This is a genomic window from Pseudomonas neuropathica (genome assembly GCF_051174785.1).
GTDB classification, from domain to species: domain Bacteria; phylum Pseudomonadota; class Gammaproteobacteria; order Pseudomonadales; family Pseudomonadaceae; genus Aquipseudomonas; species Aquipseudomonas neuropathica_A.
In genome coordinates this window covers 201,448-222,710 of record NZ_CP195111.1, presented here as the reverse complement: position 1 = coordinate 222,710, position 21,263 = coordinate 201,448, and the positions used below count along the sequence as shown (strand labels likewise).

Below are 21,263 nucleotides of genomic sequence, written 5' to 3'. Positions count from 1 at the left end.
AAAAGTTGCGTAACGAAGCGAGACTTTCAAAAAACTTCGTGCTTAATAGAAAAGGTCTTGTTCTCCAACGGATCAATCTCTATGTCAGCGGTACAGGGTCATTGGCGCGAAGTATCCGAGCAAAGTTTGCCGGCGGCAACTTATTTAAGTTCGGCGATTAAGGCATCCAGCCAAGTGTTGATTATTGTTGAGCGCAAGGAAGACTGGGCTTCCTATTTCCCCAGTGAGGACATCCTGACGGCGCAGGAATATCTCGAACGCAGCCGTGACAAAGAACCGGGCAAACGCGTACAGGTGATCAATCTGTGCCGCAGCTACAAGTATCTGGGCCACGGTTACTACTGTTCGCTGCTGGCTGAAGCACGGGGGCACAAGGTGATTCCGTCGGTGCGCACCATCAGCGAACTGACGAAGAAATCACTCTACGGCCTGTCGCTGGATGACCTCGATAAAACCCTCGAGAAAGCCCTCAGTCATCATCTCTACAGCGATACCGAAGGTTTTATCCTGACCCTGTATTTCGGTCGAACACATATTGAGCCGTTGCAGGATCTGGCCCGACAATTGTTTGAAGTATTTCCCTGTCCGATTCTGTTAGTTGAGTTTCGCCGAACTAACGGCTGGCACATTGAAGGTATAAAGTCCGGCGCCTTGCACAGGTTGCGCGATGATCAGGAAGATCAGTTTGCCAATGCGCTGGATGGTTTCAGTCGTAAAGTCTGGCGTGTGCCGCGCTCGCCGCAAGTGGCACGCTACGACCTGGCGATACTGCACGATCCACAAGAAGCTTTGCCGCCATCCAATGCCAAGGCACTGGCGAATTTCGTCCGGGTCGGCAAAGGCATGGGCATCGATGTCGAACTGATTGAGCGCAAGGATTACGCCCGCCTGGCCGAGTACGACGGCTTGCTGATCCGCGAAACCACCAGCGTCGACAATCACACTTACCGATTCGCCAAGAAGGCTGAGAGCGAAGGCCTGGTGGTGATGGATGACCCGACGTCGATTCTGCGCTGTACCAATAAGGTCTATCTGACCGATCTGCTCAACAGCCATCAACTGGGCATGCCCGCCACCGAGATTCTCTACAAGGAGCGACCCGAAGACTTCGAACGCGTGGGCGAGCGGCTTGGCTTTCCGCTGGTGCTGAAGATTCCCGACGGCTGTTTCTCGCGTGGGGTGATCAAGGTCGAAAGCCAGCAGGCCCTGCTCGAAGCCACCGCCGAACTGTTCGAACACTCGGTGTTGCTGCTCGCTCAGGAGTTTTTCTACACCGAATACGACTGGCGCATCGGCGTACTCAACCGCAAACCGATCTTCGCCTGCCAGTACTTCATGTCCAAGGGCCACTGGCAGATCTATAACCACAAGGCCAAAGGTCAGGACGTCAACGGCGAATGCCGAACGATGGCGATCCACGAGGCACCGCGGGCGGTGGTGGAACTGGCGGTGAAGACCGCCAACCTGATCGGCGATGGCCTCTACGGCGTCGATCTGAAGCAGGCCGGCGACAAAGTGGTGGTGATCGAAGTCAACGACAACCCCAACCTCGACGCCGGTATTGAAGACGCCTGGTTGCACGACGATCTGTACTCACTGGTGCTGGAAGAGTTCGTGCGCCGCCTGGAACTCAAGCGTCGCGGCCAGGCGTGGTGAGGCGCCGATGATCAACAGCTTCGCACTGAGCCACGGCGCCCTGCAGCGGGTCGAGCGACTGGACGCCGAGGTGATGCTGTTCAGCAACCCCGATGCCGCCGAGCGCGATTTGCTGCACAGTCATTTCAAAGTCGACGAGCATGCATTGGCGTCAGCGCTGGATCCGGATGAGGTTTCGCGCATCGAGTTTCATCCCGACCATTTGTTTCTGATCTGGAAACGCCCGGAAAACTACTCCGGGGGCGGCAGCCTGGCATTTGAAGTGTCGTCCTGCGGATTGCTGTTTGCGCCCGGACAACTGCTGGTAATCGCCACTGATGACACGCCGCTCCACGGCCTCGGCACCCGCCAGCCGTTGAACACGCCGCTGGATGTATTGCTCGATCTGCTGTTCAACAACATCCATCACTACCTCGGGCACTTGAAGGTGATCAAACTGGTCGCCCGAGAGTTGCAGCAGAAATTCAACGCCTCGATGCAGAACCAGCACTTGGTGCAGATGTTCAACCTCAGCGAAAGCCTGATCTATTACATTAACGCGCTGCACAGCAACGGCGCGGTCCTGACGCGCCTGCGCAATCATGCCGAGAAGCAGCATTTCGGCAGTGAAGCGCTCGGCCTGATCGACGACCTGATCATCGAAAACAACCAGTGCTACAAGCAGGCGGAAATCTACTCCACGGTGTTTTCCGGGCTGATCGATGCGCGCGGCAATCTGATGAACAACAGCATGAACAACCTGCTGCGCAAGCTGACCTTGATCAACGTGGTGTTTCTGCCGTTGAACCTGATTGCGAGCATTGGCGGGATGTCGGAGTTCAGCATGATGACGGCGGGGACGCCGTGGTGGATTTCCTATCCGGTGTTTCTGGCGGTGATGTTGTTGGGGGCGGGGGGGATGTTGTTTGGGTTGCGGCGTTTGGCCAGATGATTTGTAGTGACTGATCGGACGCTTTCGCGAGCAGGCTCGCTCCCACAGGGGAAAATGCATTTCAAATGTGGGAGCGACGGTGCGACGATTCGACCTGCTCGCGAAGGGGTCAGTACAGGCAAAGTAAAACTCAGGACAGTCCCGCATTTGGCCGAACCGCCACTGTGATGCCTTGTTATAGTTCGGGCCTCATTTTCAGCCCGGTAAAGGATCACTGCCATGACTCAATACTCCGCTTTCAGCGTCGAACTGGCCGACAACATCGCCCATGTGCAGATCAATCGCCCGGAAAAGATCAACTCGATGAACGCGGCGTTCTGGAGCGAGGTCGTCGAGATCTTCCAGTGGATCGACGACACCGACGAAGTGCGCGTGGTGGTGCTCAGCGGCAACGGTAAACATTTCTCCTCCGGCATCGACCTGATGATGCTCGCCGGCGTCGCCAATGAACTGGGCAAGGACGTTGGCCGCAACGCGCGCCTGCTGCGACGCAAGATCCTCACTCTGCAAGCCTCATTCAACGCCGTCGACAACTGCCGCAAACCGGTGCTGGCAGCGATTCAGGGATATTGTCTCGGTGGCGCAATCGATCTGATCGCCGCGTGCGACATGCGTTACGCCGCCGAAGACGCACAATTCTCGATCAAGGAAATCGATATCGGCATGGCTGCCGATGTTGGCACTTTGCAACGGTTGCCACGGATCATCGGTGACGGCATGCTGCGTGAACTGGCTTACACCGGTCGCACCTTCGGCGCCGAAGAAGCGCGCAGCATCGGCCTGGTCAATCGCGTCTACAACGACAAAAACGCGCTGCTTGAAGGCGTGTTGGACATCGCTCGCGAGATCGCTTCGAAATCGCCGATCGCGATCACCGGCACCAAGGAAATGATCAGCTACATGCGCGACCATCGCATCGACGACGGTCTCGAATACGTTGCCACCTGGAACGCCGCCATGCTGCAATCCACCGACTTGCGCGTGGCCATGGCCGCCCATATGAGCAAACAGAAACCCGAATTTCTGGACTGAGAAACCATGACATCTCGCTGGACCACTGCAGTACTGGACACCGATCAACCCGGCGGCTGGGCCGTGGCGCGCAGCCCGGAAGGCTTTTTGTTCGACGACAACGGCGCGCTGTTCCCACGGGAATGGCTCAAGCGTCAGGACTTGTCAGTTCTCGCCGAACACGGCATCGGCCATCTCGATGGCGAGCCGGTGTACTTGCTGGAACTGCGCAGTGCCAGCGAAGTGCCGGGTTGTAACTGGAAAGGCCTGCGGGCGTTCATGCTCGATGGCGATCACACCATCTACAAAGTGCTTGGGTATGCCGCACAGATTGGCACTTGGGCGCGCGAGCACCGTTTTTGCGGCAATTGCGGTCAGGCGATGACCCAAGTGCCGCGCGAGCGGGCGATGTACTGCCAGCCGTGCGATCTGCGCAGTTATCCGCGGATTTCGCCGAGCATGATCGTGCTGATCACCCGTGGTGACGAGATTCTGCTGGCGCGTTCACCGCGTTTCGTCACCGGGGTTTACAGCACGCTGGCCGGGTTCGCCGAGCCGGGCGAGTCGGCCGAGGATTGCCTGATTCGTGAAGTGCGCGAGGAAGTGCAGATCGAGGTGAAGAACATTCAGTATCTGGGCAGCCAGTGCTGGCCGTTCCCGCATTCGATGATGCTCGGCTTCCATGCCGAATACGCCGGTGGCGAGATTGTCTGTCAGGAAGACGAGATCGAAGACGCCCAGTGGTTCAACGTGCACGACCTGCCGCCGCTGCCGGCGTCCAAGTCGATTGCCCGTTACCTGATCGACGTCTATGTGGCGCGGCGCTTAGGCCACGCTGAACCAGTGCTGCCAGGCTAGGCGCACGGTCAAACCCAGCACCACGGTGATGAACACCGGGCGAATGAACTTGGCGCCGCCGCTGATCGCGGTGCGTGCGCCAAAGAACGCGCCGACCATCACCGACAGGCCCATGCTAAGGCCGATGATCCAGTCCACCTGCCCGGAAAACACAAACACCGACAGCGCCGCAATGTTGCTGACGAAGTTCATGCTGCGCGCCACGCCGCTGGCCTTGACCAGGTCGATCGGATAGAGCAGCAAGCTGCTTACTGTCCAGAATGCGCCAGTGCCGGGACCGGCCACACCGTCATAGAAACCGAGGCTGAAGCCTTGGGTCGATTGCCATTTCTTCTTGATCGGTGCGTCGCTGTCCAGTGGCGCTTTTGGCGTACCGCCGAACAACAGATACAAGCCGCAAGCGAACACGATCACCGGGAGCATCTTGTTCAGCCATTCCGCCGGCAGGTAATGGGCGACGACGGCGCCGGTCAGTGCGCCGACCAGTGTGCCGACGATGGCGTGTGTCCACTGTCGTGGATGAAACAGCTTGCGTTTGTAGAAGGTGAAACTGGCGGTGGCCGAGCCGAACGTCGAACTCAGTTTGTTGGTGCCTAGCACCAGATGCGGCGGCAGCCCAGCCGTCAGCAAGGCAGGCGTGGTCAACAGACCGCCACCGCCGGCGATGGCATCGATGAAGCCGGCAATGAAAGCGACAAGGGCCAGGATGGCGAGGGTGGTGAGGTCAACGCTGAGTTCGAAAGGCATGGAATCGGCTTATTCGGCAGGGCGCAGATTTGGCTGCGGGGAGGGCGGTCATGTTACTCATTTCCAAGTGTTGCGGCGACCCGTCTGACGCCTTCGCGAGCAAGCTCGCTCCCACAGTTTTTTGGGGTGTTCACAAAATCAATATTCACTACAAATCCCCTGTGGGAGCGAGCTTGCTCGCGAAGGCGGCTTTCCAGCCACTGCAAAATCTACTGTTGCCCACTCAACATCCAGCCAACAAATTCCCCCTCTACAAAACATCTACTCCACGCCAAACATCAATAAAACCAGGTATTCCAGGCCTGGCACGCTTGCTGCTCTACCTCTCCCATCTCCGCAAATGTCCCGAGGACACGCCAATGAGTCAGCAAGCCGTGAAATTTGCCTACTGGGTGCCGAACGTCAGTGGTGGGCTGGTGGTCAGCAAGATCGAGCAGCGCACCGACTGGGGCATCGACTACAACCGCAAACTGGCGCAGATCGCCGAAGCGGCCGGGTTCGAATACGCGCTGACGCAGATCCGCTTCACCGCCGGTTACGGTGCCGAGTTCCAGCACGAGTCGGTTGCGTTCAGCCACGCGCTACTCGCGGCCACCAGCAAACTCAAAGTGATCGCGGCGATCCTGCCCGGTCCTTGGCAACCAGCGCTGGCGGCCAAACAACTGGCGACGATCGATCAACTCACCAACGGCCGCATCGCGGTGAACATCGTCAGTGGCTGGTTCAAAGGAGAGTTCCAGGCCATCGGCGAGCATTGGCTGGAGCATGACGAGCGTTATCGTCGTTCCGAAGAGTTCATCCGCTCACTGCGCGGCGTGTGGAGTCAGGACAACTTCACCTTTCGCGGCGACTTCTACCGCTTTGACAATTACAGCCTGAAACCGAAACCACTCGGCCGTCCGGAGATTTTCCAGGGCGGCAGTTCCCGTGCGGCGCGAGACATGGCCGCGCGGGTCTCGGACTGGTATTTCACCAATGGCAACAGCGTCGAGGGGATCAAGGCGCAGGTTGACGACATTCGTACCAAAGCAGCGGCGAACAATCATTCGGTGAAGGTTGGTGTGAATGCCTTTGTCATCGCCCGTGATACCGAAGAAGAGGCGCGGGCGGTACTTGCGCAGATCATCGATCAGGCTGATCCGGAAGCGGTGAATGCCTTTGGTGATGCGGCGAAGCAGGCGGGCAGAGCGTCGCCGGAAGGTGAGGGCAACTGGGCGAAATCGACGTTTGAGGATCTGGTGCAGTACAACGATGGTTTCAAAACCAATCTGATTGGGACGCCGTTGCAGATTGCCGAGCGGATCGTGGCGTTGAAAGCGGTGGGTGTGGATCTGGTGCTGGCGGGGTTTCTGCACTTTCAGGAAGAGGTCGAATATTTCGGCCGGCGGGTGTTGCCGCTGGTGCGCGAGCTGGAGGCCGAAAAGACTGCCGCTGTTGCCTGAACTCTGAGGAGCCAATGTGGGAGCGAGCCTGCTCGCGAAAGCGTTGTGTCAGCAACAACTGCATTGACTGATACGACGCCTTCGCGAGCAGGCTCGCTCCCACAATTGAACTCACTGTGAAATCAGAGACCGAGGTCAGACAGGCTAGGATGATCATCCGGACGCCGGCCCAGTGGCCAGTGGAACTTGCGTTCGCTTTCCTTGATCGGCATGTCGTTGATGCACGCGTAGCGCTGGAACATCAGGCCTTGCTCATCGAACTCCCAGTTTTCGTTGCCGTAAGAACGGAACCAGTTACCCGAATCATCGTGCCATTCATAGGCGTAACGCACGGCAATGCGGGTATCCGAGTAAGCCCACAGCTCCTTGATCAAACGATAATCCAGCTCTTTCGCCCATTTACGGGTCAAAAACGCTTTGGCCTCTTCACGGTTGTTGGCGAATTCGGCGCGGTTACGCCACTTGGTGTCGAGGGTGTAAGCCAGCGATACCCGCTCCGGATCGCGTGAGTTCCAGCCGTCCTCGGCCAGACGAACTTTCTCGATCGCCGATTCACGGTTGAAGGGTGGTAATGGCGGACGTACCTGGGCTGCAGTAGACATGTTCAGTCTCCCGATCTAATTAATAATTGAACAACAAGTCCGGCTTATTAAGGCGTTACAGGTCCAATAACTTTCGCGCCATGCATTGCGCATTATCGGCGGCACTGTGATCACCCATCACAAGCGCTACGGTAATGGCACCGTCAATCAGGATCAGCAGCTGTCTGGCCAGCAGTTGCGGATCCTCGGCACCATGTTCGGTACACAGCTCGCACACGTAGTCGAGCAGCTTCTGTTTGTGTTCTTTCGCTACCAGCCGCACCGGGTCCTGTGGGTCGCCAGTTTCGCCGCTGGTGTTGATGAACGCGCAGCCGCGAAAGCCTTCGGAGGCAAACCAGCTCTTGAGCACGGTAAACAGGTTGAGCAGGCGATCGGCCGGGGTTTCGGCCTGATCGACAGCGCTTCTGTACCAGTGCATCCAGCGTACGTCACGGCGTTGCAGGGCGGCGACGGTCAGGGCGTCCTTGTCGGCAAAGTAACGGTAGATGCTTTTTCTGGAGACGCCGGCGGTTTTCACCAGAAGATCCATGCTAGTGGCAGCGATGCCACTTTTGTAGATCAACTTTTCGGTGACATCCAGAATGATGTCGCGTGTGTCGTTGCTAGTGATTTCGTTCATGGCTAGAACAGTAGAACGAATGTTCTCCTTGGTCAAGCAAGTATTTTTATTGCTGGTGAAATCGCTTTCGCGAGCAAGCTCGCTCCCACAGGGGAATGCATTTCAAATGTGGGAGCGAGCTTGCTCGCGAAAGGGGCATTACAGACACTGACAAGACCCGAAGGATGCGATGGTGTAAGCTCTCGGGTTCTTCGGATTCGACCCATTGCGAGCCCTATGCCGTTGCTTTTCAAACGCTCCTTGCTGCCCAAATTGCGCAGCTTCCCGCTGACCGCCGAGGCCGTGACCATTCTGTCCGGCGCCGCCGAGTTCCGCCGTTGCCTGCTGGAGAAAATCGCTGCCGCGACCCAGCGCATCTACATCGTTGCGCTGTATCTGCAGCAAGACGAAGCCGGTCAGGAAATTCTCGATGCGCTGCACGCCGCCAAGCTCAAGCGTCCCGAGCTGGAAATCGCCGTGGTCGTCGATTGGTTGCGCGCCCAGCGCGGGCTGATCGGCGCCGGCAAGCAGCCGGGCAACTCGGCGTGGTACCAGGAAATGACCCGCACGCACCGGAGCGAAGTGCCGGTGTACGGCGTGCCTGTACAGACCCGTGAACTGTTCGGCGTCCTGCACTTGAAAGGCTTTGTGATCGACGACTGCGTGGTCTACAGCGGTGCGAGCCTGAACAACGTTTACCTGCACAAGTTCGACAAGTACCGTTTCGACCGTTATCACGTGCTGCAAAGCCATGAACTGGCTGATTCGATGCATCATCTGGTCAAGCACGGCCTGATCGAATCGAAAGCCGTGCATCGCCTCGATTTGCCGAACCTGCCGACCACCCGCAGCCTGCGCAACGACATCGGTGATCTGCGCAGTCGTCTGAAATATGCGACCTACGACACCGCCACCGGCAGCACCGCTAGAGACGGTCTATCAGTTAGTCCGTTGCTCGGCGTCGGCAAGAACAACCCGTTGAACCGGGCGATCCTCGAACTGATCGCCAGCGCGCAAAAGCAGCTGACCATTTGCACGCCGTACTTCAACCTGCCGCTGGGCGTGATCCGCGAGATCAATCGCGCGTTGGCCCGTGGGGTGAAGATCGACATCGTCGTTGGCGACAAGACCGCCAACGACTTTTATATCCCGCCGAGCGAGCCGTTCAAGGTGATCGCGGCGCTACCGTATCTGTACGAGATCAGCCTGCGGCGCTTCGCCAAGCGCCATCAGCGCAACATCGACAGCGGTCAGTTAAACCTGCACCTGTGGCGTGATGGCGACAACACTTATCACCTCAAGGGCATGTGGGTCGATCAGCGCTATACGCTGCTCACCGGCAACAACCTCAATCCACGGGCGTTCCGCCTGGACCTGGAAAATGCGTTGTTGATCGATGATCCGAAAGGCGAATGGCTGGAGCCACGGGCGAAGGAGCTGGAAGAGATTTTCCGCCATACCACGCGGATCGACAGCTTTCAGAATCTGGAGACGTTGCCGGAGTATCCGGCAGGGGTGGCCAAGTTTCTCAAACGCGTGAGTCGGGTGCGGATTGAGCGGTTGCTCTACCGGATTTTGTAAACCTTCAGATTATTTTTTGCGGCTGAAAATGCCTTCGCGAGCAGGCTCGCTCCCACAGTTGGAATGCATTCCAGATGTGGGAGCAAGCTCCCTCCCACAGGGAAAAGCAGTTCAAAATGTGGGAGCGAGCCTGCTCGCGAAGGGGCCCGCTTAGACGCTAAATAAACTTAGTTCAGACCCAACTTGCCACGCAACGTGGACAGGTCTTCCGCCAGCGTATTCACCGGCCCGACCAGCGCCTTGCGGTCGTTATCCTTCACCTTGTCATAAGTCTCGAAACCCCCGTCCTTGGTCTTGTACTTGGCCAGAATCTTGTCGACCGTGGCAAAGTTCTTGTCGACCTTCGCTACAAACGCCTTGTCCTGCTTCTCGATCTGCGGACGGAACAGATCAACGATTTTCTTCGCGCCGTCGATGTTGCCCTGGAAGTCATACAGGTCGGTGTGACTGTAGCGGTCTTCTTCGCCGGAGATCTTGGTCGCGGCGACTTCTTCCAACAGCGCAGCAGCACCACCGACGACTTTTTCCGGCGGGAAGGTCAGGCCGGCGACGCGGGTTTGCAGGTCTTTGACGTCGCTGTTGAGCTTGTCTGCCAGCGCGTTCAGGCCTTGGGTGCTTTTCTCCGAGAACAGCGTGTATTCGATGCGGTGGAAACCGGTGAAGTCATCGGCCTTCACGCCTTTCTCGTGGTCGTCGACGCGGGAGTCGATGGACGCATCGAGGTCACTGAACAGCTCGGCAATCGGCTCGATCGACTCGTAGTAAACGCGGGTCGGTGCGTAGAGTTTTTGCGCGGTGGCCAGATCGCCTTTCTTCACCGCGTCGGTGAATAGCTGGGTGTGGCTGCCCAGTTCATCGAGTTTTTCGGTGACGTAAATCTTGTAGTCCGACACCGGCCCGACCAGATCCAGCGGTGCCGTCGCGGCGAATGCCGACAGCGGGGTGTTGAGCAAACCAAGGGTCAGCAATAGCGCGAGTGGCGTCTTTTTCATGGGGGCGGCTCCAGTTGGGATGTTGTTTCAGGCAGCAGTTTTCGGTTGTGTGGCGTTGAGCAACGAGCGACCGATGAAGTCCTTGTCGCCGGTGACACCCGGCAGGGTGAAGAAGTAGCCGCCGCCGACCGGTTTGAGGTATTCCTCCAGCGGCTCGCCGTTGAGGCGGGTCTGCACGGTGATGAAGCCTTTTTCCAGATCGGCCTGATAGCAGATGAACAACAGACCCATGTCGAGCTGGCCGTTCTTGTTCACGCCATTCGAATAGTTGAACGGCCGGCGCAGGATCAGGTTGGCCTGGCTTTCAGCCGTACGCGGATTAGCCAGGCGAATGTGCGCGTCGAGCTTGGTCAGCTTGCCGGCCGGATCTTTGCTGTAATCCGGAACTTCGCTTTCATGCTGCGCGCCCATTGGTGCGCCGGTGGTTTTGACCCTGCCGATGATGCTTTCCTGTTCCTGCAGCGGCGTGCGGTCCCAGCGCTCGACAAAGTTGCGGATGATTCGCACCGCTTGATAGCTGCCGTGAGCAGCCCAAGCGGGTTCGTCACTGCCCGGTTGCACCCACACCAGGCGATCCATGGCTTTGCTGTCGTTGGAATCGGGGTTGGCCGAGCCATCGCGGAAGCCGAGAAAATTGCGCGCCGATTGTGCTGGCACGCCGGGTTTCGCTGGAGCTTGCGGCGGCACACTGCCTTCCTGTTTCCAGCGCACCAGCAGCAGGTCGGGCAGGTTTTTGACGATGTCGCGCAGGGCGTGGATGTTGGTGTCGGCGGTGTTCGAACAGAACTGCAAACTCAGGTCGCCGTGGCAGCAATCGGCGTCCAGCGCGTCATTAGGAAAACCAACCATACGTTGCAGGCGTCTGGGTTTGGCGTCGGCCAGACCGAAGCGCTCGTCAAACAGCGATTCACCGACGGACACAGTGATGGTCAGGTTGTCCGGCGTGACGTTCGGGCCGAGGATGCCGGAATCCGGCGGCGGTAGTTTGGGATCGATCTGCGCGACGGGGCCGCCCGTCATCAGGAAGGCAATGCGCTCGTTGAGCGTGCGGAACAGCCGCTCCAGGTTTTCGCGATCACTGGCCAATACGTCGAACGACACCAGCATGCCCGACGCTGGGCGTGGGGTGACGATGCCGGTCTGGTGTATGCCGTGGAAATCGTGGCGGTCTTCGGTCTTGTCGCTTCTCGGTGCTTCGGTGACTTGTGCCGGCGCGGCAGCCATGGCCGGGCAGCTCAGGGCGGACCCGGCAAGGGCAACACCGGCGGCGCCCATGCCCATCAGGACACGGCGACGTTGCAGGTTGAGGTTTTCTGAATCTTTCATCGGGTATGGGTCTTCTGCTTACAGGCCGGAGAGGCCGAGGGCGGGATCGATGCCATCCAGTGCGTCGGCCAGAGCCTGAGCCTTGTCGGCGATCTGCTTGCGTTGAGCGCCGCTGACGGTGTCGTAGCTGGCGTAGCCGTCCTTGATCTTGTAGCTGTCGAGTTCGCTGGCGAAATCCGCCAGTGCCTTGTCGATTTTCGGCAACAGGTCGGCGGCAGATTTGCTCAGCATTGGCCGCAGCAGATCGACGACTTTGCGCGCGGTTTGCACGTTGGCGGCGAAACCGTTGAGGTCGCTGTGGCTGTAGCGTTCCTCTTCACCGCTGGCGGCGCGCACGTCAGCCAAGGTGTTGAGGTTGCGCACGATGACGTTGACCAGTTGCTCCGGCGGCAGCGACTGCGCGAGCAATTGCTGTTTGAGCGTGGTGACATCGCTGAGCAGGCGTTGGGCCACGGGCGCCAGTTGGTCCAGAGTGCGTTGCTGGAACAGCGCGTATTCGAGGCGGTGGAAACCGATGAAGGCAGGATCCTGCTCGCGTTTTTCGAAGTAATCGGCGCGGGCATTGATGCTGTTGTCCAGTTCGGCGAGGCGCTGCGCGGCCGGGGCCAGACGTTGATAAGCCGTGCGGGCCGGCAGGTACAGCGCCTGCGCCTGAGCCAAATCGCCGCTTTCGATCGCCTGATCAAGCGCGGTCACGGCTTTGATCAGCGCGCTGCCCTGACTGGCCAGATACACGCGGAATTCCGACAGCGGTCCGACGAAGGCAACCATCGACGGTTTGGCTTTGGCCGCTGCGTCAGACGCGGCAGTCGCCGTCACATGCAAGGTGCCGCGCGGGTTGCTCAGCAATCCGCAAGTGATCGCGTAGTCGCCGGGTTGCAGGTTGGCGTTAATCACTTGGCTCAGGCCGGGCGCAATGTTTTCCCGCTCCTCGACGACCAGCACGCCGTCGAGAATTTCCCATTCCACTGCACGGTCGGAGCGGTTAACGATGCGGAAACTGGCGCGGCCGGCCGGAACCGTCAGCGCGTTTGGCTCGCAACTGCCCGGATGAATGTTCACCACCACCTCATCGTGATTGTGCTGACGCTTGGCCGCAGCCATTTTCGAGGCGTAACAAAACAGACCGCCGGCGGCGATCATCACCACCACCGAACCGGCCACCGCCCAACGCAAGGCGCGGGGAGGGGAGGCCTGAGAAGTATTAGGCTTTGACATGAATGCCCTTATTGGCTGGAAACGGAAGACGATTGCGTGGAGGGCTTGGCCGGGGGAGCCGGGTAAAAGAACATCACCAGCGCCACCAGCAGATAGATCAGATAAGCCCCGAGGGTGCTGACGGTCGGCGCATCCTGATAACCGAACATGCCGGCCAGCACCGAGCCCAACGGGCCATCCATCGGCAGCGTCGCGCTGAAGTCGAAGAGCACGGTTTGCAGGTGATTCCACAGCCCGGCTTCGTGCAGGGCTTGCACCGAGTTGGCAAGAATCCCGGCGGCGACCACCAGAATGAACAGGCCTGTCCACTTGAAGAACGCCGAAAGATTAAGGCGCATGCTGCCGCTATAGATCAGGAAGCCGACGATGATCGCCAGAATCAGCCCGAGCAGGGCACCGATCGGCGCGCCCGGGCCTTCGCTTTGCTGGAACACCGCGAGCAGGAAGAAAACCGTTTCCAGGCCCTCACGGGCAACCGCGAAAAACACCATGGCGATCAGTGCGATCACCTGGTGTTTCGAGGACGTGAGCGCCTCATCCAGCGAGGCTTGCAGCGAATGCTTGATCGAGCGCGCAACCTTGCGCATCCAGAACACCATCGAACTGAGAATGGCCACGGCGACCAGGCCGACAATGCCTTCGAACAGCTCCTGCTGCTTTTGCGGGAATTCGGCACTGACCAGTTCCAGGCCACCGCCGACCAGCAGGGCGAGGGCGGCGGCGAGGAACACGCCGATCCACACGGCGGGCATCCACTGGCCACGGCCGGTTTGCTGAAGGTAACTGGCGATAATGCCAACGATCAGCGCGGCTTCAATGCCTTCGCGCAGCATGATCAGAAAGGGAACGAGCATTCGGCATCCAAGAGGTCATTTCTAGAGGTTACAAGTTGTAACATAATGAAAGTCATTCTCACATGACATTGATTGACATAAACCTGAACAGTTGCTGAACAGCCTGAATTTTTGCCCCAACACAGAACCCTGTGGGAGCGAGCTTGCTCGCGAAGGGGGCTGACCGGTCGACATCTCTGTGACTGAACCAACGCTTTCGCGAGCAAGTCGAATCGTCGCACCGTCGCTCCCACAAGGGATCGGAGTCGGGTTTGGGGTAAGATGCCAGTCAATTAAAAACAACAAGGTTCACCGCGCTCCATGTCGGAAAAAGACACCATCGCCGTTCAACTGGTGCGTGAAGCGCTGCTGCAAAGTTGTGCCCCGGGCGTGGCCACGGCAGAAGTCTTGAGCAAGGTCGGGATTGATCCGCTGCTGCTGCAAACCGAGCACGGCCGGGTGCCGGCGTCGCAATACGCCAGACTCTGGCGGCTGTTGGCCCGGCGCGGGGATGACGAGTTTTTCGGCATGGACCCGCGCAAGCTCAGGTCCGGCAGCCTTGAATTCTTGTGTCGCAGCGCGATGGCGCAACCGACGCTGGCAGCGGGGTTGAGCACAGGTTTGAGCTTTCTGTCACTGATGCTCGAACGCTTGCCGGCGCAACTGGTGCACCAGCAAAGTCTGGCGGAAATCGTCCTGCTGGAGGATGACCCCGAACCGCGCCGCGCCTTCACCTATTTCACTTATTGGATGATCGTCCACGGTGTGGCCTGCTGGCTGGCCGGGCGGCGGATTCCGATTCTGGCGATTGAACTGCGCTGCCCCGAGCCGAATTTCACCGATGACTACCGGGTAATGTTTTCGCAAAACCTGCGCTTCGACCGGCCTCGTACGCGAATGATCTTCTCGGCCGATTGCCTCGATCTGCCGATCAAGCGCAGCGCCGAAGAACTGCAACGGTTTCTCGCCCACGCCCCGGCCAACATCCTGGTCAAGTACCGCGACCCGGAAAGCCTCGCCAGTCGGATCAAACAGGATTTGCGGCAACTGCCAGCTGAGCAATGGCCGGAAACCGAGGCGCTGGCCCAGCAACTGTGTATGTCCGCTTCGACGCTGCGTCGGCGTCTGGCCGAGGAAGGGCAGACCTATCAGGGTCTCAAGGACAGCGTGCGCAAGGAACTGGCGATTGCCTGGCTGGCTGAGCCGTCGATCAGTTTTGTCGAGATTGCCAGTCGCTTGGGATTTGCCGATGCCAGTTCGTTCTACAAGGCGTTTCGCAAGTGGTCGGGGTCGAATCCGGGCCACTATCGCCAGCTGATCCTGAATGAGGTTGTCTGACCCGGCCTCTTCGCGAGCAGGCTCGCTCCCACAGGGGAATGCATTTCAAACTGTGGGAGCGAGCCTGCTCGCGAAAGCTTCCGCCCAGGCAACACACCTCTAAAGGCATGGCCAAACCAGTCAGCCACATTGATGGCTTTGACCATTGCCGCCGCCGCCCCACAGCGCGACTATCTCCCTGTTGTTTACGGTTCCCAGCCTAATAAAAAACAGAGGGATTCAGGCAATGCGCGATTACTTGTCTGCCACCGCACAGTTCAACTACCAGCACACCGTGGATGCCGCGCTCAGCGGTACGCTTGCGGCGCTCAACGCCTGCGTCGAATGCTGCGACCGCCATGCCTTGCCGGGGCGCATTGCGCTGTTCTGGGAAGGCCGCGATGGCGCCAGTGCGACGTACACCTTTAGCGATCTGCAGGACAAAGCCGCGCGCTTCGCCAATTTCCTCCTCGCCCAAGGCGTGCAGAAGGGCGACAAGGTCGCGGGGCTGCTGCCGCGTAACATTGAATTGCTCATCACCGTGTTCGCCACGTGGCGCATCGGCGCGGTGTATCAACCGCTGTTCACCGCCTTCGGCCCCAAGGCCCTCGAACATCGCCTGAACAGCTCCGGCGCCAAAGTCGTGGTCACCGACGCCGTAAACCGGCCGAAACTCGCTGAAGTCGCCGATTGCCCGACGCTCGTTACCGTCGGCGGCGCCAAAGGCCAGGGCATTGTCCGAGGTGATTTCAGCTTCTGGGCCGAACTGGCCAACTATGCCAACGTCTGCGAACCGGTCATGCTGACCGGCGAAGAGCCGTTTCTGTTGATGTTCACGTCCGGCACCACCGGCCCGTCGAAAGCGCTGTCGGTACCAATCAAAGCCATCGTCGCGTTCCAGAGTTACACCCGCGATGCCGTCGATCTGCGCCCGGAAGATGCGTTCTGGAACGTCGCCGATCCGGGCTGGGCCTACGGCATCTATTTCGGCGTCACCGGGCCGTTGTCGATGGGCCATCCGATCACTTTTTACGATGGCCCGTTCACCCTCGAAAGCACCTGCCGGGTGATCAACAAGTACGGCATCACTAACCTCACCGGTTCCCCAACCGCTTATCGCCTGTTGATCGCCGGTGGCGACGAATTTGCCAGGTCGATCAAAGGCAAGCTGCGCATCGTCAGCAGCGCCGGTGAGCCGCTGAACCCGGAAGTGATCCGCTGGTTCGCCGACAACCTCGACGTGGTCATCCACGACCATTACGGCCAGACCGAACTGGGCATGGTGCTGTGCAACCACCACGGCCTCGACCATCCGGTACACGTCGGTGCCGCCGGTTTCGCCTCGCCGGGCCACCGCATCGTCGTGCTCGACGACCAATACAACGAACTTGGCGTCGGCCAGCCGGGCATCCTCGCCATCGACCGACCGCAATCGCCGATGTGCTGGTTCGGCGGTTACGAAGGCGCGCCGACCAAGGCGTTCGTCGGCGATTACTACCTGAGCGGCGACACCGTGGAATGGAACCCGGACGGCAGCATCAGCTTCGTCGGCCGCAGTGACGATGTGATCACCACCTCCGGCTACCGCGTCGGCCCGTTCGATGTTGAAAGTGCATTGATTGAGCATCCGGCGGTGGTCGAAGCGGCGGTGGTCGGCAAACCGGATCCGGAGCGCACCGAGCTGGTCAAAGCCTTTGTGGTGCTGAGTGCGCAATACCGCGCCGCGCCTGAGTTGGCCGAAGAATTGCGCCAACACGTGCGCAAACGTCTGGCGGCGCATTCGTACCCGCGTGAAATCGAATTTGTCAGCGAATTGCCCAAGACCCCGAGTGGCAAATTGCAGCGCTTTATCTTGCGCAACCAGGAAATCGCCAAAGCTCAAGAGGCTGCGGCGCATAACGTTTCAGCTTGAATCAGGACGTACAGTCATGCAGATCGAAAACAAGGTTTTTATCGTTACCGGCGGCGCATCCGGTTTGGGTGCCGCCACCGCTGAATTGCTGGTGAGTGCCGGCGCGAAAGTGATGCTGGTGGACATGAACGCCGAAGCCGTGGCTGCTCAGGCGCAGCGTCTGGGCGCGCAAAGCGTGGTCGCCGACATCAGCAACGAAGCCGCCGCTGAAGCCGCTGTGCAGGCGACCGTGAAAGCCTTTGGCAGCCTCAACGGTCTGGTCAACTGCGCCGGTATCGTCCGTGGCGAGAAGATCCTCGGCAAGAACGGCCCGCACGCGCTGAGCAGTTTTGCCCAAGTGATCAACGTCAACCTGATCGGCAGCTTCAACATGCTGCGTCTGGCCGCTGCGGCCATCGCTGAATCCGAAGCCAACGCCGATGGCGAGCGCGGCGTGATCATCAATACCGCCTCGGTCGCGGCGTTCGACGGTCAGATTGGCCAAGCGGCGTACTCGGCCTCCAAAGGCGCGATCGCCAGCCTGACCCTGCCGGCCGCCCGTGAACTGGCGCGCTTCGGCATTCGCGTAATGACCATCGCCCCGGGCATTTTTGAAACGCCGATGATGGCCGGCATGACCCCGGAAGTCCGCGATTCGCTGGCCGCCGGCGTACCGTTCCCGCCACGTCTGGGCAAGCCTGCCGAGTACGCCGCGCTGGTTCGGCATATCATCGAAAACAGCATGCTCAACGGCGAGGTGATCCGTCTCGACGGCGCCTTGCGCATGGCCGCCAAGTAAGGAGGATTTGTCATGACTATTTCCAACGATCCGATTGTTATCGTCAGCGCCGTGCGCACGCCAATGGGCGGCTTTCAGGGCGAACTGAAAAGCCTCACCGCGCCGCAACTCGGTGCCGCTGCAATCAAGGCTGCGGTTGAACGCGCCGGTGTCGCCAGCGATGCAGTCGATGAAGTGTTGTTCGGTTGTGTACTGCCTGCGGGCCTCGGTCAGGCGCCTGCGCGTCAGGCGGCACTGGGTGCCGGGCTGGATAAATCGACCCGTTGCACCACCGTCAACAAGATGTGCGGCTCGGGCATGGAAACCACCATTCTCGCCCACGACATGCTGTTGGCGGGCAGTGCCGACGTGGTGATTGCCGGTGGCATGGAAAGCATGTCCAACTCGCCGTATCTGCTGGATCGTGCCCGCGCCGGTTACCGCATGGGCCATGGCCGCGTGCTCGATTCGATGTTCCTCGACGGCCTCGAAGACGCCTACGACAAGGGTCGCCTGATGGGCACTTTCGCCGAGGATTGCGCCGAGACCAATAGCTTTAGCCGTGAGGCGCAGGACGCTTTTGCCATCGCCTCGACTACCCGTGCGCAGCAGGCGATCAAGGACGGCAGCTTTAAGGCCGAAATCGTCCCGCTGACCGTGACCGTCGGCAAAGAGCAGGTGCTGATCAGCAACGACGAACAACCACCGAAAGCCAAACTGGACAAGATTGCTTCGCTGAAACCGGCGTTCCGCGAAGGCGGCACGGTGACGGCGGCGAACTCCAGTTCGATCTCTGACGGTGCAGCGGCGCTGGTGCTGATGCGTCAGTCGCAGGCACAGAAACTCGGGCTGAAACCGCTGGCGGTGATCCATGGCCACGCCGCGTTCGCCGACACTCCGGGTCTGTTTCCGGTGGCGCCGATTGGCGCGATCAAGAAGCTGATCAAGAAAACCGGTTGGTCGCTGGGTGATGTCGATCTGTTTGAGGTCAACGAGGCGTTTGCCGTGGTTGGCATGGCGGCGATGACCCATCTGGAAATCCCCCATGACAAGCTGAATGTGCATGGCGGTGCCTGCGCGCTGGGCCATCCGATCGGCGCGTCGGGTGCGCGGATTCTGGTGACGTTGTTGTCGGCGTTGCGCCAGAGAAAGCAGAAGCGCGGTATTGCAGCGATCTGCATCGGCGGCGGCGAAGCGACGGCCATGGCTGTGGAATGCGTCTATTGATCGCTATATAGCCCATGTGGGAGCGAGCCTGCTCGCGAAGACGGTGTATCAGTCAATACTTGCTTTGCTGGCACACCGCATTCGCGAGCAGGCTCGCTCCCACAGGGGTTTTGTGTGGTAACCCGGATTTAAGGATTCACCATGATTCCCAACGAAGACCAAACCCAGATCCGCGACATGGCCCGGCAGTTCGCCGAGGAACGCCTGAAACCGTTCGCCGCCGAGTGGGATCGCGAGCACCGCTTTCCCAAGGAAGCCATCGGCCAGATGGCTGAGCTGGGCTTCTTCGGCATGCTCGTGCCGGAGCAGTGGGGCGGTTGTGACACCGGTTACCTGGCGTACGCCATGGCCCTGGAAGAAATCGCCGCCGGCGACGGCGCCTGCTCGACGATCATGAGCGTGCACAACTCGGTCGGCTGCGTGCCGATCCTCAAGTTCGGCAACGATGATCAGCGCGAACGCTTTCTCAAACCGCTGGCCAGCGGCGAGATGCTTGGCGCGTTTGCATTGACCGAACCGCAGGCCGGTTCCGACGCCAGCAGCCTGAAAACCCGGGCACGGCTGGACGGCGATCATTACGTGCTGAACGGCTGCAAACAGTTCATCACCTCGGGGCAAAACGCCGGAATCGTGATTGTGTTTGCAGTGACCGATCCGAATGCCGGCAAGCGCGGCATCAGCGCGTTTATCGTGCCGACCGATTCACCGGGTTATAAAGTCGCTCGTGTCGAAGACAAACTGGGGCAACACGCTTCCGACACCTGTCAGATTCTCTTCGAAGACGTCAAAGTACCGGTGGCCAACCGCTTGGGCGAAGAGGGTGAGGGCTACAAGATCGCCCTGGCCAACCTTGAAGGTGGCCGCGTTGGCATCGCTTCGCAATCGGTGGGCATGGCCCGCGCCGCATTTGAAGCGGCGCGCGATTATGCCCGTGAACGTGACACCTTCGGCAAGCCGATCATCGAGCATCAAGCCGTGGCTTTCCGCTTGGCCGACATGGCCACACAGATCGCCGTCGCCCGGCAGATGGTGCATTACGCGGCGGCCCTGCGTGACAGCGGTCAACCGGCACTGGTCGAGGCGTCGATGGCCAAACTGTTCGCCTCGGAAATGGCCGAGAAGGTCTGTTCGATGGCGTTGCAAACCCTCGGTGGTTACGGTTACCTCAACGACTTCCCTCTGGAGCGCATCTACCGCGACGTGCGGGTCTGCCAGATCTACGAAGGCACCAGCGATATTCAGCGTATGGTCATTTCGCGCAATCTTTGACAAGGAATTTTATCCATGACTTACCAAACCATCCTGCTGGAAACCCACGGCCGCGTCGGCTTGATTACCCTCAACCGTCCGCAGGCGTTGAATGCTCTGAACGCACAACTGGTCAGCGAAGTGAACCAGGCCCTTGATGCACTGGAAGCGGATGCGAATATCGGTTGCATCGTCCTCACCGGTTCGAAAAAGGCCTTTGCCGCCGGTGCCGACATCAAGGAAATGGCCGAGCTCACCTACCCGCAGATCTACATGGACGATCTGTTCAGCGACAGTGACCGCGTGGCCAATCGGCGTAAGCCGATCATTGCAGCGGTCAACGGTTTTGCCTTGGGCGGCGGCTGTGAACTGGCGCTGATGTGCGACTTCATTCTGGCCGGTGACAACGCAAAATTCGGTCAACCGGAAATCAACCTCGGCGTGTTGCCGGGCATGGGCGGCACCCAGCGCCTGACGCGCGCGGTGGGCAAGGCGAAAGCCATGGAAATGTGCCTGAGTGGGCGCTTGATTGATGCAGTGGAAGCCGAGCGTTGCGGGATTGTCGCGCGGATCGTGCCGAGTGATGAGTTGTTGGATGAAGCGTTGAAAGTGGCGGCGGTGATTGCCAGCAAGTCGCTGCCGATTGCGATGATGATCAAGGAAAGCGTGAATCGTGCTTTTGAGGTGAACCTGACGGAAGGCGTGCGCTTCGAGCGCCGGGTGTTCCATGCGGCGTTTGCCACGCAGGATCAGAAAGAGGGGATGGCGGCGTTTATTGCCAAGCGTGAGGCTGAGTTCAAGGGCAAGTAACGCGCTGGCCTAACTGACGCCTTCGCGAGCAGGCTCGCTCCCACATGAGGTTTTCGGCGAGCACAACCTCTGTGTTCACTTGAGATCCCTGTGGGAGCGAGCCTGCTCGCGAAGCTTTTAAGATTTGATGTACATCAAAATCAAAGGCCCCTCACCCTAACCCTCCCGAAACGTCGGACCGCCCGGAGGGAGAGGGG

At 59.4% G+C, this 21,263-nt stretch carries 19 protein-coding genes; 12 read left to right on the top strand and 7 right to left on the bottom strand.

Annotation, left to right across the window (positions count from 1 at the left end):
- The first annotated feature begins 81 nt into the window (after positions 1–81).
- The 4 genes from ACRRSD_RS01020 (at position 82) to nudC (ending at position 4,456) form a co-directional block, all read left to right on the top strand.
- Positions 82–1,656 (top strand): RimK family protein, encoded by a 1,575-nt coding sequence (locus tag ACRRSD_RS01020; RefSeq protein WP_435036737.1) that lies wholly within the window; start codon positions 82–84, stop codon positions 1,654–1,656.
- Positions 1,657–1,663: 7 nt separating this feature from the next.
- Complete coding sequence (locus ACRRSD_RS01015) at positions 1,664–2,587, top strand: magnesium transporter CorA family protein (RefSeq protein ID WP_123449992.1); 924 nt, start codon at positions 1,664–1,666, stop codon at positions 2,585–2,587.
- A gap of 219 nt (positions 2,588–2,806) precedes the next feature.
- Positions 2,807–3,619 carry a crotonase/enoyl-CoA hydratase family protein gene (locus ACRRSD_RS01010; protein WP_435036736.1) on the top strand — a complete coding sequence of 271 codons (813 nt, stop codon included), beginning with the start codon at positions 2,807–2,809 and terminating at the stop codon, positions 3,617–3,619.
- A 6-nt stretch (positions 3,620–3,625) separates the two neighbouring features.
- Positions 3,626–4,456 (top strand): NAD(+) diphosphatase, encoded by an 831-nt coding sequence (gene nudC / locus ACRRSD_RS01005; RefSeq protein WP_108224693.1) that lies wholly within the window; start codon positions 3,626–3,628, stop codon positions 4,454–4,456.
- On the opposite strand, the gene ACRRSD_RS01000 is transcribed toward nudC, so the two are convergent.
- Entirely contained in the window at positions 4,424–5,203 is a 780-nt protein-coding gene (locus tag ACRRSD_RS01000; RefSeq protein ID WP_007914752.1) for a TSUP family transporter, read from the bottom strand. The genes nudC and ACRRSD_RS01000 overlap by 33 nt on opposite strands.
- A 359-nt stretch (positions 5,204–5,562) precedes the next feature.
- On the opposite strand from ACRRSD_RS01000, the gene sfnG reads away from it, so the two are divergent.
- Positions 5,563–6,645 (top strand): dimethylsulfone monooxygenase SfnG, encoded by a 1,083-nt coding sequence (gene sfnG, locus ACRRSD_RS00995; protein WP_435036735.1) that lies wholly within the window; start codon positions 5,563–5,565, stop codon positions 6,643–6,645.
- 122 nt (positions 6,646–6,767) lie between these two features.
- Here the strand turns inward: sfnG and ACRRSD_RS00990 are convergent, their stop codons facing one another.
- Together ACRRSD_RS00990 and ACRRSD_RS00985 are read right to left on the bottom strand one after the other, a co-directional pair.
- On the bottom strand, positions 6,768–7,247 hold the full coding sequence (locus tag ACRRSD_RS00990) for a DUF1348 family protein (RefSeq protein ID WP_038361256.1): 480 nt from the start codon (positions 7,245–7,247) through the stop codon (positions 6,768–6,770).
- Between the two features lie 55 nt (positions 7,248–7,302).
- Entirely contained in the window at positions 7,303–7,866 is a 564-nt protein-coding gene (locus tag ACRRSD_RS00985) for a TetR/AcrR family transcriptional regulator (RefSeq protein WP_150792674.1), read from the bottom strand.
- A 216-nt stretch (positions 7,867–8,082) separates the two neighbouring features.
- Here ACRRSD_RS00985 and pssA point away from each other — a divergent pair, with 216 nt between their 5' ends.
- Positions 8,083–9,426 carry a CDP-diacylglycerol--serine O-phosphatidyltransferase gene (pssA, locus tag ACRRSD_RS00980; protein WP_435036734.1) on the top strand — a complete coding sequence of 448 codons (1,344 nt, stop codon included), beginning with the start codon at positions 8,083–8,085 and terminating at the stop codon, positions 9,424–9,426.
- 167 nt (positions 9,427–9,593) lie between these two features.
- On the opposite strand, the gene efeO (ACRRSD_RS00975) is transcribed toward pssA, so the two are convergent.
- From efeO (ACRRSD_RS00975) to efeU, 4 genes are read right to left on the bottom strand one after another with little or no spacing between them, the layout of a single operon-like run.
- On the bottom strand, positions 9,594–10,418 hold the full coding sequence (gene efeO / locus ACRRSD_RS00975; RefSeq protein ID WP_435036733.1) for an iron uptake system protein EfeO: 825 nt from the start codon (positions 10,416–10,418) through the stop codon (positions 9,594–9,596).
- Between the two features lie 27 nt (positions 10,419–10,445).
- Positions 10,446–11,744, bottom strand: a complete 1,299-nt coding sequence (gene efeB, locus ACRRSD_RS00970) for an iron uptake transporter deferrochelatase/peroxidase subunit (protein ID WP_435036732.1) — start codon at positions 11,742–11,744, stop codon at positions 10,446–10,448.
- An 18-nt stretch (positions 11,745–11,762) separates the two neighbouring features.
- Positions 11,763–12,962, bottom strand: a complete 1,200-nt coding sequence (efeO, locus tag ACRRSD_RS00965) for an iron uptake system protein EfeO (RefSeq protein ID WP_435036731.1) — start codon at positions 12,960–12,962, stop codon at positions 11,763–11,765.
- An 8-nt stretch (positions 12,963–12,970) separates the two neighbouring features.
- On the bottom strand, positions 12,971–13,816 hold the full coding sequence (gene efeU / locus ACRRSD_RS00960; protein WP_435036730.1) for an iron uptake transporter permease EfeU: 846 nt from the start codon (positions 13,814–13,816) through the stop codon (positions 12,971–12,973).
- 300 nt (positions 13,817–14,116) lie between these two features.
- On the opposite strand from efeU, the gene ACRRSD_RS00955 reads away from it, so the two are divergent.
- The 6 genes from ACRRSD_RS00955 (at position 14,117) to ACRRSD_RS00930 (ending at position 21,066) form a co-directional block, all read left to right on the top strand.
- On the top strand, positions 14,117–15,133 hold the full coding sequence (locus ACRRSD_RS00955; RefSeq protein ID WP_435036729.1) for an AraC family transcriptional regulator: 1,017 nt from the start codon (positions 14,117–14,119) through the stop codon (positions 15,131–15,133).
- Between the two features lie 226 nt (positions 15,134–15,359).
- Entirely contained in the window at positions 15,360–17,024 is a 1,665-nt protein-coding gene (locus ACRRSD_RS00950) for an AMP-binding protein (protein ID WP_435036728.1), read from the top strand.
- Positions 17,025–17,040: 16 nt separating this feature from the next.
- The gene (locus ACRRSD_RS00945) at positions 17,041–17,802 is read left to right on the top strand and encodes an SDR family NAD(P)-dependent oxidoreductase (protein WP_007918867.1); all 762 of its coding nucleotides are present in this window, start codon (positions 17,041–17,043) and stop codon (positions 17,800–17,802) included.
- A 12-nt stretch (positions 17,803–17,814) separates the two neighbouring features.
- The gene (locus ACRRSD_RS00940; RefSeq protein ID WP_435036727.1) at positions 17,815–19,008 is read left to right on the top strand and encodes an acetyl-CoA C-acyltransferase; all 1,194 of its coding nucleotides are present in this window, start codon (positions 17,815–17,817) and stop codon (positions 19,006–19,008) included.
- A gap of 141 nt (positions 19,009–19,149) precedes the next feature.
- Positions 19,150–20,277, top strand: a complete 1,128-nt coding sequence (locus ACRRSD_RS00935; protein ID WP_435036726.1) for an acyl-CoA dehydrogenase — start codon at positions 19,150–19,152, stop codon at positions 20,275–20,277.
- Between the two features lie 15 nt (positions 20,278–20,292).
- Entirely contained in the window at positions 20,293–21,066 is a 774-nt protein-coding gene (locus ACRRSD_RS00930) for an enoyl-CoA hydratase (RefSeq protein ID WP_401041941.1), read from the top strand.
- Positions 21,067–21,263 lie beyond the last annotated feature (197 nt).